At 71.1% G+C, this 18,888-nt stretch carries 19 protein-coding genes and 1 pseudogene; 10 read left to right on the forward strand and 10 right to left on the reverse strand.

All coding sequences use genetic code 11. From position 1 onward, the window contains the following. The first annotated feature begins 10 nt into the window (after positions 1–10). The 5 genes from ACTWQO_RS01835 to ACTWQO_RS01855 are packed head-to-tail and all read left to right on the forward strand — an operon-like array spanning position 11 to position 4,251. Complete coding sequence (locus ACTWQO_RS01835) at positions 11–1,363, forward strand: L-fuconate dehydratase (protein ID WP_443235395.1); 1,353 nt, start codon at positions 11–13, stop codon at positions 1,361–1,363. Continuing rightward, the gene (locus ACTWQO_RS01840) at positions 1,360–2,115 is read left to right on the forward strand and encodes an SDR family NAD(P)-dependent oxidoreductase (RefSeq protein WP_443235396.1); all 756 of its coding nucleotides are present in this window, start codon (positions 1,360–1,362) and stop codon (positions 2,113–2,115) included. Before ACTWQO_RS01835 ends, ACTWQO_RS01840 begins: the two co-directional genes overlap by 4 nt. Before the next feature lie 29 nt (positions 2,116–2,144). After that, positions 2,145–3,113, forward strand: coding sequence for an aldo/keto reductase (locus ACTWQO_RS01845; RefSeq protein ID WP_443235424.1), 969 nt, complete (start codon positions 2,145–2,147; stop codon positions 3,111–3,113). Beyond that, entirely contained in the window at positions 3,110–3,424 is a 315-nt protein-coding gene (locus tag ACTWQO_RS01850) for an L-rhamnose mutarotase (protein WP_362944852.1), read from the forward strand. The genes ACTWQO_RS01845 and ACTWQO_RS01850 overlap by 4 nt, the downstream gene beginning before the upstream one ends. Next, on the forward strand, positions 3,421–4,251 hold the full coding sequence (locus tag ACTWQO_RS01855; RefSeq protein WP_443235397.1) for an amidohydrolase family protein: 831 nt from the start codon (positions 3,421–3,423) through the stop codon (positions 4,249–4,251). The genes ACTWQO_RS01850 and ACTWQO_RS01855 overlap by 4 nt, the downstream gene beginning before the upstream one ends. Here ACTWQO_RS01855 and ACTWQO_RS01860 read toward each other — a convergent pair. Then, the gene (locus ACTWQO_RS01860; RefSeq protein WP_443235425.1) at positions 4,239–5,660 is read right to left on the reverse strand and encodes a lipase maturation factor family protein; all 1,422 of its coding nucleotides are present in this window, start codon (positions 5,658–5,660) and stop codon (positions 4,239–4,241) included. The two genes, ACTWQO_RS01855 and ACTWQO_RS01860, sit on opposite strands and share 13 nt — an antisense overlap. A 182-nt stretch (positions 5,661–5,842) precedes the next feature. Here ACTWQO_RS01860 and ACTWQO_RS01865 point away from each other — a divergent pair, with 182 nt between their 5' ends. Both ACTWQO_RS01865 and ACTWQO_RS01870 read left to right on the forward strand, forming a co-directional pair. Further along, positions 5,843–7,930 (forward strand): SpoIIE family protein phosphatase, encoded by a 2,088-nt coding sequence (locus ACTWQO_RS01865; RefSeq protein WP_443235398.1) that lies wholly within the window; start codon positions 5,843–5,845, stop codon positions 7,928–7,930. A gap of 31 nt (positions 7,931–7,961) precedes the next feature. Next, complete coding sequence (locus ACTWQO_RS01870) at positions 7,962–8,825, forward strand: Fpg/Nei family DNA glycosylase (protein ID WP_443235399.1); 864 nt, start codon at positions 7,962–7,964, stop codon at positions 8,823–8,825. A 9-nt stretch (positions 8,826–8,834) separates the two neighbouring features. Here ACTWQO_RS01870 and ACTWQO_RS01875 read toward each other — a convergent pair whose 3' ends face one another. The 4 genes from ACTWQO_RS01875 to ACTWQO_RS01890 all read right to left on the reverse strand — a co-directional run bounded on the left by ACTWQO_RS01875 (position 8,835) and on the right by ACTWQO_RS01890 (position 12,146). Further along, complete coding sequence (locus ACTWQO_RS01875) at positions 8,835–10,016, reverse strand: PP2C family protein-serine/threonine phosphatase (RefSeq protein WP_443235400.1); 1,182 nt, start codon at positions 10,014–10,016, stop codon at positions 8,835–8,837. A gap of 127 nt (positions 10,017–10,143) precedes the next feature. After that, positions 10,144–10,794 (reverse strand): zf-HC2 domain-containing protein, encoded by a 651-nt coding sequence (locus tag ACTWQO_RS01880; RefSeq protein WP_443235401.1) that lies wholly within the window; start codon positions 10,792–10,794, stop codon positions 10,144–10,146. A gap of 152 nt (positions 10,795–10,946) precedes the next feature. Beyond that, complete coding sequence (locus ACTWQO_RS01885; RefSeq protein ID WP_443235402.1) at positions 10,947–11,462, reverse strand: hypothetical protein; 516 nt, start codon at positions 11,460–11,462, stop codon at positions 10,947–10,949. A 135-nt stretch (positions 11,463–11,597) separates the two neighbouring features. After that, complete coding sequence (locus ACTWQO_RS01890) at positions 11,598–12,146, reverse strand: sigma-70 family RNA polymerase sigma factor (protein WP_443235403.1); 549 nt, start codon at positions 12,144–12,146, stop codon at positions 11,598–11,600. A gap of 210 nt (positions 12,147–12,356) precedes the next feature. On the opposite strand from ACTWQO_RS01890, the gene ACTWQO_RS01895 reads away from it, so the two are divergent. Continuing rightward, on the forward strand, positions 12,357–13,511 hold the full coding sequence (locus tag ACTWQO_RS01895; RefSeq protein ID WP_443235404.1) for a CapA family protein: 1,155 nt from the start codon (positions 12,357–12,359) through the stop codon (positions 13,509–13,511). A 78-nt stretch (positions 13,512–13,589) separates the two neighbouring features. Here the strand turns inward: ACTWQO_RS01895 and ACTWQO_RS01900 are convergent, their stop codons facing one another. Next, a complete protein-coding gene (locus tag ACTWQO_RS01900; RefSeq protein WP_443235405.1) occupies positions 13,590–14,060 on the reverse strand; it encodes a universal stress protein in 471 nt (156 codons plus the stop codon). A 181-nt stretch (positions 14,061–14,241) separates the two neighbouring features. Between ACTWQO_RS01900 and ACTWQO_RS01905 the strand changes: the two genes are divergently transcribed. Next, positions 14,242–15,081: a polysaccharide deacetylase family protein gene (locus ACTWQO_RS01905; RefSeq protein ID WP_443235406.1), complete on the forward strand. Its 840-nt coding sequence runs from the start codon at positions 14,242–14,244 to the stop codon at positions 15,079–15,081. 28 nt (positions 15,082–15,109) lie between these two features. Here ACTWQO_RS01905 and ACTWQO_RS01910 read toward each other — a convergent pair whose 3' ends face one another. Further along, positions 15,110–15,772, reverse strand: a complete 663-nt coding sequence (locus ACTWQO_RS01910; protein ID WP_443235407.1) for a class F sortase — start codon at positions 15,770–15,772, stop codon at positions 15,110–15,112. A 645-nt stretch (positions 15,773–16,417) separates the two neighbouring features. Between ACTWQO_RS01910 and ACTWQO_RS01915 the strand changes: the two are divergent. Next, positions 16,418–16,816: pseudogene (locus ACTWQO_RS01915) on the forward strand (hypothetical protein); the annotation flags it as partial. A gap of 98 nt (positions 16,817–16,914) precedes the next feature. Here the strand turns inward: ACTWQO_RS01915 and ACTWQO_RS01920 are convergent. The 3 genes from ACTWQO_RS01920 to ACTWQO_RS01930 form a co-directional block, all read right to left on the reverse strand. Further along, entirely contained in the window at positions 16,915–17,421 is a 507-nt protein-coding gene (locus tag ACTWQO_RS01920; RefSeq protein WP_443235408.1) for a hypothetical protein, read from the reverse strand. Between the two features lie 218 nt (positions 17,422–17,639). Then, positions 17,640–18,404: a bestrophin-like domain gene (locus ACTWQO_RS01925; RefSeq protein ID WP_443235409.1), complete on the reverse strand. Its 765-nt coding sequence runs from the start codon at positions 18,402–18,404 to the stop codon at positions 17,640–17,642. 16 nt (positions 18,405–18,420) lie between these two features. Continuing rightward, on the reverse strand, positions 18,421–18,558 hold the full coding sequence (locus ACTWQO_RS01930) for a hypothetical protein (RefSeq protein ID WP_443235410.1): 138 nt from the start codon (positions 18,556–18,558) through the stop codon (positions 18,421–18,423). Between the last annotated feature and the right edge of the window lie 330 nt (positions 18,559–18,888).

The following is an 18,888-nucleotide window of genomic DNA, read 5'->3' on the forward strand; positions in this document are numbered from 1 at the left end:
AAGGCCCTCTGTGTCCCAGACGCCCGGCCCCTCTGCCCGTATCTCCGCGCTCGACACCCATGACATCCGTTTCCCCACCTCGCGGGAGCTCGACGGCTCCGACGCGATGAACCCGGACCCCGACTACTCGGCCGCGTACGTCGTGCTGCGTACGGACGCCGAGGGTGGTCCGGAGGGGCACGGTTTCACCTTCACCATCGGGCGGGGCAACGAGGTCCAGGTCGCCGCGATCCACGCACTGCGCCACCACGTGGTCGGACGGTCCGTCGACGAGCTGTGCGCCGACCCCGGAGTGCTGTTCCGGGATCTGATCGGCGACAGCCAACTGCGCTGGCTAGGGCCCGAGAAGGGCGTGATGCACATGGCGATCGGCGCGGTGACCAACGCCGTGTGGGACCTCGCCGCCAAGCGGGCGAACAAGCCGCTGTGGCAGTTCCTCGCCGACGCCGACCCCGAGTGGCTGGTCGGCCAGATCGACTTCCGCTACCTCACCGACGCGCTCACCCCCGAGGAGGCGCTGACCCTCCTCCGACATGGCCGGGACGGCGCCGAGGACCGCAGGGCGCGGCTCCTGGAGCGCGGCTACCCCGCCTACACCACCTCCGCCGGCTGGCTCGGCTACGACGACGAGAAGCTCACCCGGCTCGCCGCCGAGGCGGTCGCCGACGGCTTCCGGCAGATCAAGCTGAAGGTCGGCGCCGATCTGGAGGACGACATCCGGCGCTGCCGGGTCGCCCGGTCCGTGATCGGTCCGGACGTCCGCATGGCGATCGACGCCAACCAGCGCTGGGACGTCGACGAGGCGATCCGCTGGACCAAGGCCCTCGCCGAGTTCGACCCGTACTGGATCGAGGAGCCCACCAGCCCCGACGACATCCTCGGGCACGCCGCGATCCGCAAGGCCGTGACCCCGGTGAAGGTCGCCACCGGCGAGCACGTCCAGAACCGGGTCGTCTTCAAGCAGCTGCTCCAGGCCGGCGCGATCGACGTCGTCCAGATCGACGCGGCCCGCGTCGCCGGCGTCAACGAGAACCTCGCGATCCTGCTGCTCGCCGCCAAGTTCGGCGTGCCGGTGTGCCCGCACGCGGGCGGCGTCGGCCTGTGCGAACTCGTCCAGCACCTCTCGATGTTCGACTACGTCGCCGTCTCCGGCACCACCGACGACCGCGTCATCGAGTACGTCGACCATCTGCACGACCACTTCCTCGCCCCGGTGGTGATCCGCGACGGTCACTACACGGCACCCACCGCGCCGGGCTTCTCCGCGGACATGCGGCCCGAGTCCATCGCGCGGTACACGTTCCCCGGCGGCGCCTTCTGGGCCGCCGACCTCCAGACGCAGCAGAAGGGGCAGGCGGCATGAACGACTTCGAGGGGTTGAGGGCCCTGGTGACGGGCGGCGCCTCCGGCATCGGCCGGGCCACCGCGGAACTCCTGGCCGCGCGCGGCGCCCAGGTCGCCGTCCTCGACCTGGACCCGTCCTCCGTGGAGAAGCCGCTGCTCGCCCACCGCGCCGACGTCACCGACGACGCCTCCGTCCGCGAGGCCGTCGCCGCCGCCGTCGCCGAGCTCGGCGGACTCGACATCCTGATCAACAACGCGGGCATCGGCGCCCAGGGCACCGTCGAGGACAACGACGACGCCGAATGGCACCGCGTGATGGACGTCAACGTCGTCGGCATGGTCCGCGCCGCCCGCGCCGCCCTCCCGCACCTGCGCGAGTCCTCCCACGCCGCGATCGTCAACACCTGCTCCATCGCCGCGACCGCGGGCCTCCCGCAACGCGCCCTGTACAGCGCGACCAAGGGCGCCGTGTACTCCCTCACCCTCGCCATGGCCGCCGACCACGTCCGCGAGGGCATCCGCGTCAACTGCGTCAACCCCGGCACCGTGGACACCCCGTGGGTCGGCCGCCTCCTCGGCGCCGCCGCCGACCCGGCCGCCGAACGCGCCGCCCTGGAGGCCCGCCAGCCCACCGGCCGCCTGGTCACCGCGGCCGAAGTCGCGGGCGCCATCGCCTACTTGGCGAGCCCTCTCTCCGGCGCCACCACCGGCACGGCACTGGCCGTCGACGGCGGCATGCAGGGTCTGCGCCTGCGCCCGGCGGCCCAGTGAGCACCCCGCCTGCGCCCGGCGGCCGGCCGGTGAACACCCTCGGCAGGAGCGGCGTCGAGGTCACCCCGCTCGCCCTCGGTGCCGCCCCGATCGGCAACCTCTTCGCCGAGGTCACGCAAGAGCAGGCGGAGGAAACCATCGCCGCCGCCTGGCAGCGGGGCATCCGCTATTTCGACACCGCCCCGCACTACGGCCTCGGCCTGTCCGAACGCCGCCTGGGCGCCGCCCTGCGCGAGCACCCTCGGGAGGCGTACACGATCTCGACGAAGGTCGGCCGCCGCCTGGAACCGGTCGACACCCCGGGCGACGACCTCGCGCACGGCTTCGCCGTACCCGCTTCCCACCGCCGCGTCTGGGACTTCAGCGCCGACGGCATACGACGCACCCTGGACGCCAGCCTGGAACGGCTCGGCCTCGACCGCGTCGACGTCGTCTACCTCCACGACCCCGACGACCACGCCGAACAGGCCTTCCACGAGGCCTATCCGACGCTGGAGAAGCTGCGCTCGGAAGGCGTCGTCGGCGCCATCGGCGCGGGCATGAACCAGGCCGGGATGCTGACCCGTTTCGTCCGCGACACGGACGTCGACGTAGTGCTGTGCGCCGGCCGCTACACGCTGCTCGACCAGAGCGCGCTCACCGAACTCCTGCCCGCCGCCGTCGACCGCGGCACGTCCGTCGTCATCGGCGGCGCCTTCAACTCCGGCCTGCTGGCGGATCCGAGGCCGGAATCGACGTACAACTACGACCGGGCACCACAGGAGATGCTGGACCGCGCCCTGCGCATGCGGTCCGTCGCCGACCGCCACGGCATCACCCTGCGGGCCGCCGCCCTCGCCTACTGCGCGGCGCACCCGGCCGTCGCGAGCGTCCTCGTCGGCGCCCGGTCGGCGGCCGAAGTCCGGGACTGCGCCGAGCAGTTCGCGTCCGCGGTGCCCGAGGCGTTCTGGCGGGAGCTGAGAGAGACCGGCCTGCTGTCCGACGAGGAGCCGTCATGAGAGTCGCCCTGCACACCAAGGTCCGCGCAGACCGGGTCGCGGAGTACGAGGCCGCGCACCGCGAGGTCCCGAAGGAGCTGACGGACGCCATCCGCGCCGCCGGCGCCACCTCCTGGACGATCTGGCGCAGCGGCACCGACCTCTTCCACGTCCTGGAGTGCGCGGACTACGCCCGGCTCCTCGCCGAGCTGGAGCAGCTGCCGGTCAACGTCGCCTGGCAGGCGCGGATGGCGGAACTCCTCGACGTGGTGCACGACTACAGCGACGAGGGAGCCGACGCGGGCCTGCCCGTCGTATGGGAGCTGCCGTGACCGTCGACGCCCACCACCATGTCTGGGACCTCTCGGTACGCGACCAGGACTGGATCACCGGAGACGAACTCCGGCCGATCCGGCGGAACTTCGGCGTCGCCGACCTGGAACCAGAGGCACGGGCCGCTGGAGTGGACCGTACCGTCCTCGTCCAGACCGTCACCGTGCCGGACGAGACCCCGGAGTTCCTCGCCCTCGCCGCCGCGCACGACCTGATCGCCGCGGTCGTCGGCTGGACCGACCTCACCCGCCCGGACGTCGCCGACGAGCTGGCCCGGCTGCGTGAACTCCCCGGCGGCGACCACCTGAAGGGCATCCGCCACCAGGTCCAGGGCGAACCCGACCCGGAGTGGCTGCTGCGTCCCGACGTCCGCCGGGGACTCGCCGCCGTCGCCGACGCGGGCCTCGTCTACGACCTCGTCGTCCTGCCCCACCAGCTGCCCGCCTGCGCCAAGGCCGCCGCGGACCACCCGGATCTCACCTTCGTCCTGGACCACCTCGGCAAACCTCCCATCGCCTCCGGCCGACAGGAACCCTGGGCGAGCGCCGTCCGCACCCTCGCCGCACTGCCCAACACGGTCTGCAAGCTCTCCGGCATGGTCACCGAGGCCGACCCGAGGTCCTGGACGGTCGACGACCTGCGCCCGTACGCCGACACCGTCCTCGATGCCTTCGGCCCGGACCGCCTGATGTTCGGCTCGGACTGGCCGGTGTGCACACTGGCGGCGACCTACGGTGAAGTGCTGTCGTCAGCACGGGAGTTGACGGACCCGAGCGACCGCTCCCGTATCTTCGAGACCACCGCCACCCGCGTCTACGACCTCTGAGCCACCCCCGCCAGCCGCGTCGGCGGCAGATACTCCCGCACATACGTCCGCTCCCAGCACGCGCCCGTCTCCCGTAGCTCACGCCAGGTCGTGTAGCGGTAACGGAAGAGACGGGCGCGGACGAACCGCGGGGGCTCGTCGGGCGGGAAGGGCGAGCGGCGCAGCAGCTTCAGCGTGGCGCGGTCGTTCTCCAGGAGCCGCTCCACCAGGGCGCCGAACCAGGAGCCGGCATACGCGGGCGACAGCGCGGCGAACCACATCATCCAGTCGAGCCGCAGATGGTACGGCGCGAACTGGCGCGGCCAGTGCCGGGGATCACCCGGCTTGCCCTTGAACTCGTACTCCCGCCAGTCCGAGTCCTCGCGCGGCACCGGATCGGTCGTGCCCTCGACGACCACCTCGTAGCGGATCCGGCTGACGCTGCCGAACGCCCCGTAGGTGTTGACCAGGTGGAGCGGGTCGAAGGAGCGGTTCATCACCTGGCGGCGGGAGATCATGTTGCGGACCGGCTGGTAGCTCAGGCCCATGAGCAGCGCGGCGACGGCGAGGACGACGATCTCGTACCAGAGCGGGGCGTCGGCGACGGACGGCGGCGTGGTGGGGAACTCGATCGCGGAGAGGGCCAGCACGATCGTGATCCAGTTCAGCCAGGAGAAGTTGCCCGACAGGACCAGCCACAGCTGGGTGACGATCATCAAGGACGCCGCCGCGGTCGCGATCGGCTGCGGGGTGAACAGCAGGACGGGCACGACGAGTTGGGTGACATGGTTCGCGGCCACCTCCGCGCGGTGCAGAGGCCGGGGGAGATGGTGGAAGAACCAGCTCAGCGGGCCCGGCATCGGCTGGGTCTCGTGGTGGTGGTACAGGCACGTCAGGTTCCGCCAGCAGGCGTCACCGCGCATCTTGATCAGCCCGGCGCCGAACTCCACCCGGAACAGGATCCAGCGCAGCAGGAACAGGACCACGATCGGCGGGGCCACTTCGTCATTGCCGAGGAAGACCGCGAGGAAGCCGACCTCCAGGAGCAGCGACTCCCAGCCGAAGCCGTACCAGGTCTGGCCGACGTTGACGATCGACAGATACAGCACCCACGGCACCAGCCACAGCAGCATGCCGCCCCACAGCGGCAGCAGCGAGTCCAGCCCCGCCAGCAGCGCCGCCGACACCGCGCAGCCCGCCCAGGCGGACGCTGCGAAGAACCGGTCCGAGTAGTGCAGTTGGAACAGGCTCGGGGCCCGTTTGAAAGGCACCCGTGCGACGAACCGCGGGATCGGCAGCATGCCGCGCTCGCCCAGCAGGGCGCGGAACTGCAGCGCAGCCGTGAGGAACGCGACCAGATACACAGCGGCCAGAGCCCGCTGGAAGACCAGCCGGCTCAGCCAGTAGTCGGGTGCGGTGAACCACTCCACGGCCATGCGCCCCTTTTGCGGCTGAACCGCCGCCGCTCTCGCGGACCTGGTTGATCGCCGTCGTGGTCGCTCAATTGATGGTTGCGGTAGTCGTCGCCTACATTTTGGCTTCTTCCCGGATCGCGTACCAAACGGGCCGCTCACGGGTCGAAGAATCAGTCGAATCCTGGCAAGGTAGGCCCATGGTTGATCGGGGAGCGAGCGCCCTGTCACTCCCGGACGACTGGCCCGCCCACCCGGATCCGATCCTGGCGCTCAATCGCATGGGCAGCTTCGACTGGGACCTGGACACCGGCCTCTTCCACATGGACGCCCAGGCCCACGAGGTCTTCGACCTGCGCCCCGACGAATACGACGGCCACCCCGAAACCCTCGCCGTCCGGGTCCCGCGCCCGGAGGCCTACCGGCTCGACGGCCTGGTCGCCCAGGCCATGAAGGACGGCAGCGAGAACTACGGCGCCTACTTCCGCATCCGCCGCCGCGACGGCAGCCTCCGCTGGACCCACACCCAGGGCTACATCCGCCGCGACGAGACCGGCCGGCCGCGCCGCATCATCGGCATCGTCCGGGACGCCACCCAGGAATTCGAAGAGATCGAGGCCCGCCAGGACCAGGCAGCCCAGGACGAGGCGCGCCGCCGGCAGACCAACGTCGTCCAGCTCACCACCGCCGCCCTCGCGCACGCCCGTACCGTCCAGGACGTCATCGACGTCCTCAAGGACACCCACGGCCTCACCCATCTCGGCGCCACCAGCCTGGTCATGGGCCTGGTCGAGGCCGGCCGGATCCGGCTGATCGCCGAGGGCCCGGCGGGCAGCTTCGTGCCCGGCACCCTCGTCACCCGCATCGACGAGCCCTACCCCATGGGCGAGGTCGTCCGCACCCTCGCCCCGCGGTTCATCGAGTCGCCGGAGGAGTTCGCCGAGAGCTATCCGATCCTGTGGCCGCACATCACCGACCTGAACATCACGTCGGCCGCCTATCTGCCGCTGATCGTCCAGGCGAAACCCATCGGCGCGATGGGCCTGCTCTACAGCGACCGGCGCGGCTTCACCCCCGACGAACGCAACGTCCTGGTGGCCCTCGGCTCCAGCATCGCGCAGAGCCTGCAGCGGGCCATGTTCTACGAACAGGAGAAGGACCTCGCCACCGGCCTCCAGCAGGCCATGCTGCCGCGCACCATCCCCAGCGTGCCCGGCGCCGACGTCGCCGTCCGCTACCGCGCCGGTTCTGCCGCGGGCTCCCTGGGCCGGGACATCGGCGGCGACTGGTACGACCTGATCCCGCTGCCGGGCGGCCGGGTCGGCGCCGTCATCGGCGACGTCCAGGGCCACGACACACACGCCGCCGCCGTCATGGGACAGCTGCGTATCGTCCTGCGCGCCTACGCCGCCGAGGGCCACACCCCCGCCACCGTGATGGCCCGCGCCTCCGTCTTCCTGCACGAACTCGACACCGACCGCTTCGCGACCTGCCTGTACGCGGAGGCCGACCTGTCCACCGGAGTCGTGCAGGTGGTCCGGGCCGGCCATATCGACCCGCTGATCCGGCAGACCGACGGGACCTGCCGCCGGATAGCCGTGGAGGGCGGGCTGCCGCTCGGTCTGTCCGCCGAGTTCGGCCGCCTCGAATACCCGGTCGGCATCATCGAGCTCGACCCCGGCCACACCCTGCTGCTGTGCACCGACGGCCTGATCGAACAGCCCGGCGCCGACCTCGACGACGGCATGCAGACCCTCGCGGCCATGGTCAAGACCGGCCCGGACGACGTACGCGACCTCGCCGAACGGCTCATCGACGTGGCCGAGGAACGCGGCGGCGACGACGACGTGGCCCTGCTTCTGCTGCGCCGCCGCAGCCTGGACACCCCCAAGTCCGGCGGCCGGCTCCAGCAGCACGTGGCACCCGGCGACCCCGAGGCCCTCACCCAGGCCCGGCACATGATCCGCGCCGCCGTCCTCGCCTGGGACGCCCGCGAGCGCGCCGACGAGATCGAACTCGTCGCCGACGAGCTGATCACCAACGCCCTGATGCACACCGAGGGCTCCGCCGTCGTCACCCTGCGGGTACTGACCGCCACCGACCGGCGGCTGCGCGTCGACGTCGAGGACTCCTCCAGCGCCCTGCCCCGCCGCCGCGACGCGGGCGAGGCGGGCGTCTCCGGGCGCGGACTGCTCCTCGTCGACCTGCTCACGGATGTGTGGGGCGTGGAGGCGCGGGGCGGCGGGAAATGTGTGTGGTGCGAGTTCGTGGTGGGGCAAGGGAGCTGAGTCTGTCGGTCCCGGATGGCACTCTGGACGTATGCCGGAACTGCCCGAGGTGGAAGCGCTCAAGGACTTCCTGACCGAGAACCTGGTCGGCCACGAGATCGTCCGGGTGCTGCCCGTCGCGATCAGCGTGCTGAAGACGTACGACCCTCCGCTCACGGCCGTCGAGGGCCACGCGGTCACCGCCGTGCACCGGCACGGCAAGTTCCTCGACCTCGAGACCGACGGCGGCCCGCACTTCGTCACCCACCTCGCCCGCGCCGGCTGGCTGCACTGGAAGGACAAGCTCCCCGACGGTCCGCCCAAGCCCGGCAAGGGCCCCCTCGCGCTGCGGGTCGCCCTGGAGACCGGCGAGGGCTTCGACCTGACGGAGGCCGGCACCCAGAAGCGGCTCGCGGTGTATGTCGTCCACGACCCCCAGGACGTCCCGGGCGTCGCCCGCCTCGGCCCCGATCCGCTCGCCGACGACTTCGACGAACCGCGGTTCGCGGCCCTGCTCAAGGACGAGCGACGGCAGCTCAAGGGGGCCCTGCGCGACCAGAGCCTGATCGCCGGCGTGGGCAACGCGTACAGCGACGAGATCCTGCACGTCGCGAAGATGTCCCCCTTCAAGCTGGCCGCGTCCCTGACCCCCGAGGAGATCACCCGTCTGTACAAGGCGCTGCGCAGCACCCTCACCGAGGCCGTCGAGCGCTCCCGCGGAGTCGCCGCCGGACGCCTCAAGGCCGAGAAGAAGAGCGGCCTGCGCGTGCACGGCAAGACGGGCGAGCCCTGCCCGGTGTGCGGCGACACGATCCGCGAGGTGTCCTTCAGCGATTCCTCACTGCAGTACTGCGCGACCTGCCAGACGGGCGGCAAGCCCCTGGCCGACCGGAGGCTGTCCCGGCTGCTGAAGTGAGGTGCGAGGTCACCGCGCGGGCGGCCACCACTCGAACATCACGATCGTCGCGTCGTCCCGCAGCCGCCCCGGCTGAGCCTCCAGGATCGAATGGATCAGCCGCCGCAGGGTCTCCGGCGCCAGCTCGCCCGCGGCGGTGGCCCGGATGATGTAGTCGGTGAACCGGGCGAGCCCGAACAGGCCGCCGTCGCGGGCCCGCGCCTCGGTGACCCCGTCGGTGTACAGCAGCACCCGGTCGCCCGGCTCGAGGGAGATCTCGTGCGTCCGTCGCGTGCCCTCGGCGAGCAGGGACGGCAGCCCCATCGGCGGATCGGCCTCCCGTTCCATCGCGCCGTCGAGGAGCCGCCGGTCCCGGATGAGAAGTGGTGCGGGGTGCCCGCAGTTGATCCACCGCAGCACGCCACTGGCCAGATCCAGCTGGGCGAGGATGCCGGTGCAGAACTGGTCGGGCAGCCACTGCGCCAGTGCGTCGTCCACGCTCGTGACCAGCTCCGGCAGATCGGCCCCGGTCCGCCGGGCGTTGCGGCAGGCGGACAGCGACACCGCGGTGGTCAACCCCGAGGCCAGGTTGTGCCCCATCGCGTCGAGGACCGCGGCGTGCAGGGTGGTCTCGGTGAGGGAGTGGTCGAAGGCGTCGCCGCCCAGCTCATAGGCGGGCTCCAGCACGGCCGTGGACACCACGTGTCCGGTGCCGATCGTGCGGGGCGGCAGAAAGGCGCGCAGCATCTCGGCGGGCAACTGCATCGGTTCGGTCCGGGTCCGCCGTACGAAGGAGTCCTTGTACGCCCGCTTGGACGTGATCATCATGGCCAGCAGGGCGGCCAGGGTCCTGCTGCGGCGCAGCGAGACCGGGGTCAGCGCCGGGCAGTGCACCGCGAGCACGCCGAGCCGCTCCGCGCCGTCCACCAAGGGAAGCCAGGCCGTCATGCCGCCGGTCTCGGACTCCTCCACCCGCAGGGACTGGGTGCGGTAGGTCCAGCCGGCGAGCGAGTCATCGACGGGCAGCGCCGAGGCAACGTCGGTGAGCGGGACGAGCTGGAGCTGCTGGAGGTCCGCGAGATAGACCACGGAGTGCTGCAGTCCCAGCGCCTTGGAGCAGCGGGCCACCGCGGTGGACAGGTCGAGTGCGGCGTTGTCCGGATCGGCGAGGAATTCCTCCAGCAGGCCGTCACCGGTCTCCGTCGTCGCCACCTCGTCTCCCCTCGTCGGACCGTGGACGCGGCCGGGGTGCCTCGCCAGCAGTCTCACACCGGGGACGCGGGACCGCCCGGTGGCCGGGGCGGGACGGATGACAGGGGTGTGGGGGAGTGGTGTCGTGCTACTTCGCGTCGAGTGTCACCAGATGCTCGCCGTCCGTCGTGCGAACCTCATACCGGTCGATCTGGTCGGTGTGCATCGACGAACTGCCGTGCATGGTGTTCGGGCGGGCGTCGTGGCGGGGCGTCATCCAGTGGGTGACCGTCTCCTCCGAGCCGTCCTGGCCCATGACGACCAGGCGGCAGGGGCGCGGCCCGGCCCCGTCCTTCACCCTCAGCTCGATCTGACTGCCCGAGGCCGCGTTCTCCGCCGTGACCTGCGCCCATACGCCCGACCGCTCGTCGGTCGCGGTGATGCGCACGGAGCCGTCACCGCGGCCCGCCGTGATCGCGACCGCCGGTGCGGCCACAGCGATCGCGACCGAGGCCGCCACGGCGTACAGCACCCGCCTGCGCCCGACCCGTCGCCGTGCCGTCACCTCGCCGAGGAGCCGGTCCAGCAGCCGGTTTCCGGGCTGGGTCAGGGGGTTCACAAAGCGCGGCGTGGCCCGTCGGTACAACATCAACTGCCGGGTCACCGGCCCGAATTCGGTCACGTGTGCCGCACAGCTGGGGCACTCCATGAGGTGATCCTCGAAGCGGAAGGCGTCCGCCTCGTCCAGCACGCCGAGCGCGTACGCGGCGACGTCGCGATGCCTCTCCAGGGACCTCATGCCGAATCCTCGTGCCGTTGGGTGCGGGTGGGGTTACTCCTTGCTCCCACCGGTACGCACCAATCCGAAGAATCACTCAAGCCACTTACCGAATCGCAACCAAAGGATTCGGAGCGGCTCGGGCCGAGGATTGGTCGGATCGGCGCCGAATCTCAAAAAAGATGGATGGCGAGATGTCCCAGCGGCAGCCCCAGCTGCCAGGCCGGCGTCCACACCTTCGGCCCCTCGTCCTCACCGGCCGTCGCGGCACCGCCGGGCACCGCGTTCAGGTCGGGCGCGAGCAGCTCGGTCTCCTCCAGCCAGCGCCAGGCCGCCTCCGCCAGCTCCAGGTCGGGTGCGGGGTCCCCCGACTCGATCGCCTCGGCGGCGAGTCTCGCCAGGTGCTCGCGCACCCAGTCCTGCCACGGCTGGTCGTACGCCGTCAGCGAAAGCCAGGTCTCCAGCTGGGAGACGACCCGGATGCCGGACAGCTCGCCGTCGGTGTCGGACAGGAAGATGGTCAGCGCCAGCGCATCCCGTCCGGCGCGGAACTCGAAGGACGTCGGCGGCATCAGATCGCCGGTCCGCAGCAGCTCGTCGGCAATGTACTCGGCGTACAACCACGCCATGGGGACGGTCAGTTCACCGCCGCCGGTGCCGTCCGTGCTCTCTTGACCTCTGTGCAGCATCCCTTCCTGCCTTCCTCCGGTGCGTGCGCGTCGCCCGACCCCGGGCCCCAGTCCGGAACACGGATGAAGACAGCTGATTGCTCAACAGGGGTCTTCAGCAAGGCGCTTTACGGAGGTTTGACTCATCCATTGGTTTCACCGCAGGTCGGCCGCGTATCCCGGAAGCACCCTGCGCAGGGCGCGCAGCGCGTAGTACGCGCGGGACTTCACCGTACCGGGCGGAATTCCGAGCGCCGCCGCGGCCTCCGCCACACTCGCCCCGTGGAAATACACGAGCACCAGGACTTCACGGTGCTCCGGAGTGAGTGTCTTCACAGCCTCGCGCACATCGAGTGCCGCGGCCGCCCGCTCGGCGTGGTCGGCTATCACGCGCGCGTTCTCCAGAACCGCGTCCCCGACCTCGGCGGGCCGTGCCTGCCGGGCCCGCCGGGCGTCTATGGCGAGCCGCCGTCCCACGGTCAGCAGCCACGGCCGTACGGAGTCGAAGTCATCGGCGCGTAGCGCCTCGGGATGCTGCCAGGCGCGTACCAGTGTCTCCTGCACGAGGTCCTCGGCGCGCTGCCGGTCACCGTCGCAGAGCCGGAGCAGCAGCGCGAAAAGAGGCCGGCCGTGCTCCCGCTGCAGTGCGGCGAGCTCGTGCTCGGCGGTCGTCGTCCCATTCGAGAGGGTGGTTCCGGCCGTCATGGCCGTATGGCATCGCAGGGTGTGCCTTTCGGACAGAGAGCGCACACGGATCTGCGGCGGACGGTCGATCGCGTCGACGAACGGTACGACGAACGGTCCCTTCCGCTGCCGGTGAGCGCCGGACGGGCTAATGAAACCAGTCAGGTTGTTTGCGGAAGCGTGCAGACTCATACCTATTTGTCTGGAAATGTGATCGCGACGGGGTGAGCGATGATTGCACGCAGACAGCAGGTTGCCCTGGCCCTCACGGCCGTTCTCGCCGCAGGCGCCGCCTGCCAGGCCGAGGCCCGCGACGACACCGACCCGTCGGGGCGTCCGGCCCCCGCCGGTGCCGGCGGATTCACGCTCGTCGCCTCCGGCGACGTCCTCCCGCACAGCTCGATCATCGACCGGGCACGCTTCGACGCGGGCGGCACCGGCTACGACTTCCGCCCGATGCTCTCCGAAGTCGAACCCGTCGTCTCCCGCGCCGATCTGGCGCTGTGCCACATGGAGACGGTGTACGGAGAGAACGGCGAGTACACCGGCTACCCCACCTTCAAGTCCCCGCCCGAGGTCGCCACCGGCCTCGCCGCCACCGGCTACGACGGCTGCTCCACCGCCTCCAACCACAGCCTGGACGACGGCGCGGACGGCATTCGCCGCACGCTGGACGCCCTCGACCGCGCGGGCGTACGGCACGCCGGATCGGCGCGCAGCGACGCCGAGGCGCGCACCGCCACCGTCCTGCCCGCGGGAAAGGCGAAGGTCGCCCACCTCGCCTACACCTACGGCACGAACGGCTTCCCGCCGCCGCCGGGACAGCCCTGGGCCGTCAACCTGATCGACGAGCACAAGATCATCGCGGACGCCCGCGCGGCGCGGCAGGCCGGCGCCGATGTGGTCGTGGTGTCCATGCACTGGGGCACGGAATGGCAGGAAGCGCCCGACCGGCGCCAGCAGTCCCTGGCCCAGACCCTCACCGCCTCCCGCACCGGGGACCGCCCGGACATCGACCTGATCCTCGGCACCCACGCCCATGTCCCGCAGGCATACGAGAAGGTCAACGGCACCTGGGTGGTCTACGGGATGGGCGACCAGATCGCCGGCGCCATGTTCAACCACCAGGGCGTACAGGACCCACGGGGCAACCAGTCCACCCTCGGCCGCTTCACCTTCGCCCCGCCCGCCAGGCCCGGCGGCCGGTGGGAGGTGACGAAAGCCGAGTTCGTCCCACAACTGTTCGACATCGACGCCGGCCGACTGGTGAACCTCAACAAGGCACTGACGAAGGGCGCCGAGGTACAGGGCGTACGCGACCGAATCCGAGACGTGGTGTTCAGTCGCGGCGCGGCGAAAGACGGCCTGGTGATGGGCGCCCCGTAGGGGCGCGGGGAACTGCGCGACCAGCCAAGACGGCGCGGCAGACACCCGACGGCATAACCCGGCACTCCCAGCGGAGCGTCACGGCACCACCGTCACCGGCCACCGCCCCGCCTTCACCAGCCGAATCGCGACCGACCCGATGATCCGGTGGCCCGCCTGCTCCGACGCACCCACCACCACGGCGTCCGCCTTGAGCTCGTCGGCCGCCTTGACCAGGCCGCTGTAGGGGTCGCCGCGGAACGTGTGGAACTCCCAGCGGACGTCGAATATCCCCTTCATGCGCTCCGTCGCGTCCCTGATCTCCGCGACGATGTCCTCGGCGATCGCGTCCGTCGTCTCCGCGACCGGCGCCCCGAGCGCCGCGCCGGCGCTCATCACGGGCTGCACGTACACGATCGCGAGGAGCGCGCGCTGCCGCCGGGCCAGTCCACCGGCGTAGGCCGCGGCCCGCAGTGAGGAGTCGGAGCCGTCCACGCCGACAACGATGACCTTCGGCCCGTCCGTGCCCCGTTCGAACCCTTGCGAGGGCGAGTGCTGCTGTTCCGTCACGCCTGTGAGGCTATCGGAACCCGCAGGTCCCGCTGTCGTTGCCGGCCTTCTCATCGAATCGCCCACCAGGGAGACACCCGCCGTTTCCCTGACGAACCGTCATACGCCGCCCGGGTGGAATCATGCCGCCGCTGAGGTGCCGGCGTGGTGCGTCGGTGCCCCGAGGGGCGACTGATGAGTCATGAAGAAGGATCAGTTGCTCACCCGGCGCCGGGCGTTGGCCGTCGGCGCCGCCACGGTCGGGGCGGCCGGCACGGCCGGACTGCTCACGGTGCGCGCGGGCGACCAGCCGGTCCGGCCGCCCGCCGCCGGGGCCGCGGGCCCGCAGGCGCGCCGCGCCCTCAAGCCCTCCGCCTACCGGCTGCAGCCCCTCACCGGCCACGGTCCGCCGCGGGCCGCGGCACGGCGGCTCCTCGTACGGCGCGAACCCTTTCTGCGTGTCTCCGGCCGCGGCCGGACCATGGTGCTGACCTTCGACGACGGCCCGGACCCCCGCTACACCCCGGACATCCTGGACACGCTGGGGGCGTACGACGTCCGCGCGATGTTCTTCGTCTGCGGCGAGATGGCCGCCGAGAACCCGGACCTGGTGGAGCGCATGGCCGACGAGGGGCATGTCGTCGGCAACCACACCTGGTCCCACCCGCTGCTCACCCGCCTCACCCGGAAGCGGATCCGCTCCGAGATGAAACGTACCTGCGAGGTCATCGAGGACGCGTCCGGCGAGTGGCCCCGCTGGTTCCGCGCCCCCTACGGCGCCTGGAACCGCGCGGCCTTCCAGCTCGGCGCCGAACTGGGCATGGAGCCGCTGGCGTGGACGGTCGACACCCTCGACTGGACCGAGCCCCGCGCCCGCACCATCGTCGACCGGGTCGAGAACGGCGCCGCCCCCGGCGTCGTGGTGCTCTCGCACGACGCCGGGGGCGACCGCTCGGAGAGCGTCCGGGCCCTGCGCGACTATCTGCCCCAACTGCTGGACGACGGCTACCACATCACCGTCCCGCGCCGGCGGCACGTCTGACGGGCCGCCGCCCGCCCGGCCGGGACGCTCAGCGCACCTCGACCAGGCGGGCGAAGACGACGACGTTCCCGTCGTAGCCGTTCTGCTTGGAGAAACCGCCGCCGCAGGTGATCACCCGCAATTCGGGGCTGCCCTTGGAAGCGTAGACACGGTCACCGGGGAAGTTGTTCTTCTCGAAGACCTCGATGCCGTAGATCTCGAATACGGCCGTCTTCGCGTCCTTGCGCGCGACCTCGACGCGATATCCCTTCTTGAGGGCCCCGAGTCCGTAGAACACGGCCGGGCCCTGAGTGTTGTCGACATGGCCGACGATCACGGCGGTGCCCTTTTCGCCGGGGGAGACGGCGCCGGTGAACCAACCAGCCAGATTCGGGTCCTCCGGCGGTGGCGCGTCGACCCAGCCGGCCGCGTCCAGGCCGACCGGCATCATGGGCGCGTCGACCTGGATCGCCGGGATCCTGACCCGGTCAGGCACGGAGTACGGCAGCGCGCCCGGAGCCCGCAGGAAGGCGCCCTGCGGTGTCCGGGCCTCCGCGGCGGCTGCCGAGGCGGGCTGCGGGGGCCCCTCGTCGAACTCCCCCGAACCATTCCGAATGAGCGCGAGGCCGGTCAGCAGAACAAGCGCTATCACGCCCCAAGGAGCGCGCTTCTTCCGCTGCTCCTCCTCTTCGGCCACCTCGTACCCAGACATTCGACTTCCCCTCTCGACGCGGCCGTCGCCACGTCAATGGCGCATAGGAGAAAGCTAAGTCCCGCGGGCACCGCCAGCGACGGGGCAGAAGCGAACGGGTGGCCCGAACGCCACCGTGGTGCGCCATCCGAGTCGCCGCGAACAGGAATTTTCTGACGGTGCGTGACCTGCGGCAATATCCGATTGTGTGGTTTTCCTTCGGCGTGTCTTCTCACCAGGACGGACCATTCCCGAAATGCGGGCGCGCGCAGGGCATCTGAGGGTCTTTCTTGGAGGCGCTTTCTCGCCGATCGACCGGGGACGGGTCCCGGGGCGTCTTCCGCGGAGGATCACATGCGTACTACTCGTTCCCTGGCGGTCTCGGCCGCCGCGGTCGCCGTCCTCGGGCTCGCCGCTCCCGCGGCCGTCGCCTGGGACGGCATGAACGACGCCGACGGCAGCGGCGGCTACGGCGGTGGGTTCGGTGGCAACGGCGGCGACCACGGTGGCTTCGGCGGAAATGGCGGCTTTGGCGGCGACGGCTTCGGCGGCGATGGCTTCGGTGGCAACGGTGGTGGGTTCGGTGGCAACGGCGGTGACCACGGTGGCTTCGGCGGAAATGGCGGCGGCCACGGCGGGCACCACGGCGGCAACGGCCGGTTCTTCCCGAGCAATATCGTCGTGCTGCCCAGGGTCATCGCCCGAGGCGGTCAGCTGACCGTCATGGTCGACGGTTGCCCCAACGGCGGCACCATGACCTCCCGTGCCTTCCCACGCTCCAGGCTGTTCCCGGTCAGAGGCGCCAACCAGACATCGAGAGGCACCGCCACCGTCCACACCAACGCCAGGCCCGGCCCGTACGACGTCACCGTCCACTGCTCCGGCTCCACCCTGACCCGGCCGAACGCCTTCACCGTCATCGGCGGTGTCCGCGGCGGCATCGGCGGCAGCAGCTCCACCGGGGCGACCCCGACCGACATGGTCATCGGCGGCGGTCTCGTGGCCGCGGCCGTCGTCGGCGGCGGAGTGTTCTGGATGCGGCGCCGGTCCGAGAAGCGGATCTGACCCCCGTCGATCCCCGGAGCCGATTCGCCCCGGACCCTTCGAAGGGTCCGGGGCGAAGGTCTGTGCGGGTGGTCTGTGCGGACAGGGGAGGGGGCCGGTCAGGCGCCGTCCTCGTCCGTGCGGCGCCGTGAGAAGTGGTACGCCGCTCCGACCGAGCCGGTGATGAGCGCGAGCCCGAGCCCGATCTCCTGTAGGTTGAAACCGCCGGCGCTGCCGCCCTCACCGGCGTGCACGCCCCGCGGCGGGACCCGGTGGTGGCCCGGACGACCCTCGGCGATGGTGAGGTCCACCTCCTGCCAGAAGGTGCCGCAGCTGAACTTCACCGAGTACACCGCGCCCTCGCGCGCGTCCCGGTCGACCACCGCCGTGGCCGAGTACTGGCCCCTGCGGATCGTCACCGTGTCGAAGATTCCCGAGGAGACGTACACATCCTGGTCGCAGCCGGTGACGCGCAGGGACACCTGCCCGCCGGCCTCGATGGTCGTGGGCAGCACACTGGCCCGGAAGCCGGTGTGCTCGTCACCGCGTGCGTGAGCGGCGGGAGAGGCCAGCGCCAGGGCGGTGACGCCCAGCAGTGCGGCCGAGGCGACGCGTATCGCGCGCATGGTGGATCCTCCGGTCCCCGAGGAGCAGCTGCGGACCTCTTCCGCTTGCGCCAGAAATGCACCTCGGTGATCGAAACGCTAGAAAGGTGCATGCGGCCGCGCGATCGCAGTAGCGCGAACGGGTCAACCGTGTGGGCCGTACAGGGGACGTCGGTGCCGCGATCGGGGGACAGCCGCGGTGTGGCGGCCGTCCCCCGAGGATTTCCCGGCGCGGCCCGTCAGCCGCCGAGGTGGGGGAAGAGGTCCAGGAACGGGTCGGCCGAGGCGGTGACACCCCGGCTGTAGGGCGCGTCGAAGTCCCAGATGAGGAAGAGCAGGAAGGCGATCAGCGCCGAGAACAGCCCGGCGAGGATCAGCTCCCGTGCCGTACGCCGGATCTGCAGGGCGAAGATCATCCCGATCGTGACCACGGCCCCGGCGATCAGCCCGAACCACACCACCCCCGGCATCGTCTCCCCGGTCGCGCCGGCGCGGGCACTGCGTGCCTGGTCCGCCGCGGTGACCTGGTCGACGAGCGGCTGGTAGGCCTGCGCCTCGAAGTCGGTCCGCGGCTCGTAGTCGGTGACGTCCTCGCGGATGCGGTCGAGGAGTTCGGTGCCGCGCTCGGTGACCTTGCCGTCGTCGGACATCACCTTCCACTCCGTGTTCACGACGTGTCCGACATAGGTGTTGACATCGTCGCGAATGCGGTCACGGACGTCGGTGGGATAGACCCGGACCCGTTCCGAGATCTCGTGCAGGGCGACCGCCTCGGCCTGGACGTGATCCTGCGCGGCGCTGCGGCCCTCCCAGACACCGGCGATGGCCAGGCCCAGGACGATGGCGTACACCACTCCGATCCACATCGTCATGTACTCGATGACGTCGGGCGTCTCGTCGGGATCCTCGTCGTCCGCCGCCGTCCGATGGCGAACGACGGTGATGATGACCACCACGACGCAGACAGCCAGCATCGCGAGGATGAGAACAAGCCATTCCGGCAAGAGATGCCTCCAGAAATCAGCGCGGACGCAGCGCGGCGATTGCGGCCACCGCGGGCACGGTGATGAGCAGGACGAAGGTGAGCGGCGACGTAGCGCTCCGTGTCGCCCGCTTGCGCGGTGCGGGGTGGTACGCCGGATAGCTCACCGGGGTCACGGACGGACGCGGGGTCGGCTCGGCCGACGGTGTCGGTGTGGGGCTGGGCGGGGGTGTGGGTGCCGGCCGCGGGGCCGCGGGCTGCGGAGCCGGTGGGGCGGGTGCGGGCGGCGGCTCGGGGGGCGGCGTGGGCCGTGGCTTGGGCGGCGGTTTCGGCGTGGGCGTCGGGTCCGGGGTGGGGGTGGGCTTCGGCGGATCAGGAGTCGGTGTCGGCGTCGGCGTGGGAGTCGGTGTCGGTGTGGGCGCCGGGCATGAGGGGTGGGTGGGCCAGGTCGCGGGAGTGGGCCAGGTGGCGCTCCCGACGACCGCCACCGCCTCCGTGCCGCCGGG

The organism is Streptomyces sp. 4N124, from assembly GCF_052245395.1.
Taxonomy (GTDB): Bacteria; Actinomycetota; Actinomycetes; order Streptomycetales; family Streptomycetaceae; genus Streptomyces.

Excerpts from the sequence above, each read along its gene's own strand:
- ACTWQO_RS01850 (WP_362944852.1), top strand. The coding sequence starts at position 3,110 with ATGAGAGTCGCCCTGCACACCAAGGTCCGCGCAGACCGGGTCGCGGAG.
- ACTWQO_RS01895 (WP_443235404.1), top strand. The coding sequence starts at position 12,357 with ATGATTGCACGCAGACAGCAGGTTGCCCTGGCCCTCACGGCCGTTCTC.
- ACTWQO_RS01865 (WP_443235398.1), top strand. The coding sequence starts at position 5,843 with ATGGTTGATCGGGGAGCGAGCGCCCTGTCACTCCCGGACGACTGGCCC.
- ACTWQO_RS01870 (WP_443235399.1), top strand. The coding sequence starts at position 7,962 with ATGCCGGAACTGCCCGAGGTGGAAGCGCTCAAGGACTTCCTGACCGAG.
- ACTWQO_RS01840 (WP_443235396.1), top strand. The coding sequence starts at position 1,360 with ATGAACGACTTCGAGGGGTTGAGGGCCCTGGTGACGGGCGGCGCCTCC.
- ACTWQO_RS01880 (WP_443235401.1), bottom strand. The coding sequence starts at position 10,794 with ATGAGGTCCCTGGAGAGGCATCGCGACGTCGCCGCGTACGCGCTCGGC.
- ACTWQO_RS01910 (WP_443235407.1), bottom strand. The coding sequence starts at position 15,772 with ATGTCTGGGTACGAGGTGGCCGAAGAGGAGGAGCAGCGGAAGAAGCGC.
- ACTWQO_RS01885 (WP_443235402.1), bottom strand. The coding sequence starts at position 11,462 with ATGCTGCACAGAGGTCAAGAGAGCACGGACGGCACCGGCGGCGGTGAA.
- ACTWQO_RS01890 (WP_443235403.1), bottom strand. The coding sequence starts at position 12,146 with ATGACGGCCGGAACCACCCTCTCGAATGGGACGACGACCGCCGAGCAC.
- ACTWQO_RS01920 (WP_443235408.1), bottom strand. The coding sequence starts at position 17,421 with ATGCGCGCGATACGCGTCGCCTCGGCCGCACTGCTGGGCGTCACCGCC.
- ACTWQO_RS01905 (WP_443235406.1), top strand. The coding sequence starts at position 14,242 with ATGAAGAAGGATCAGTTGCTCACCCGGCGCCGGGCGTTGGCCGTCGGC.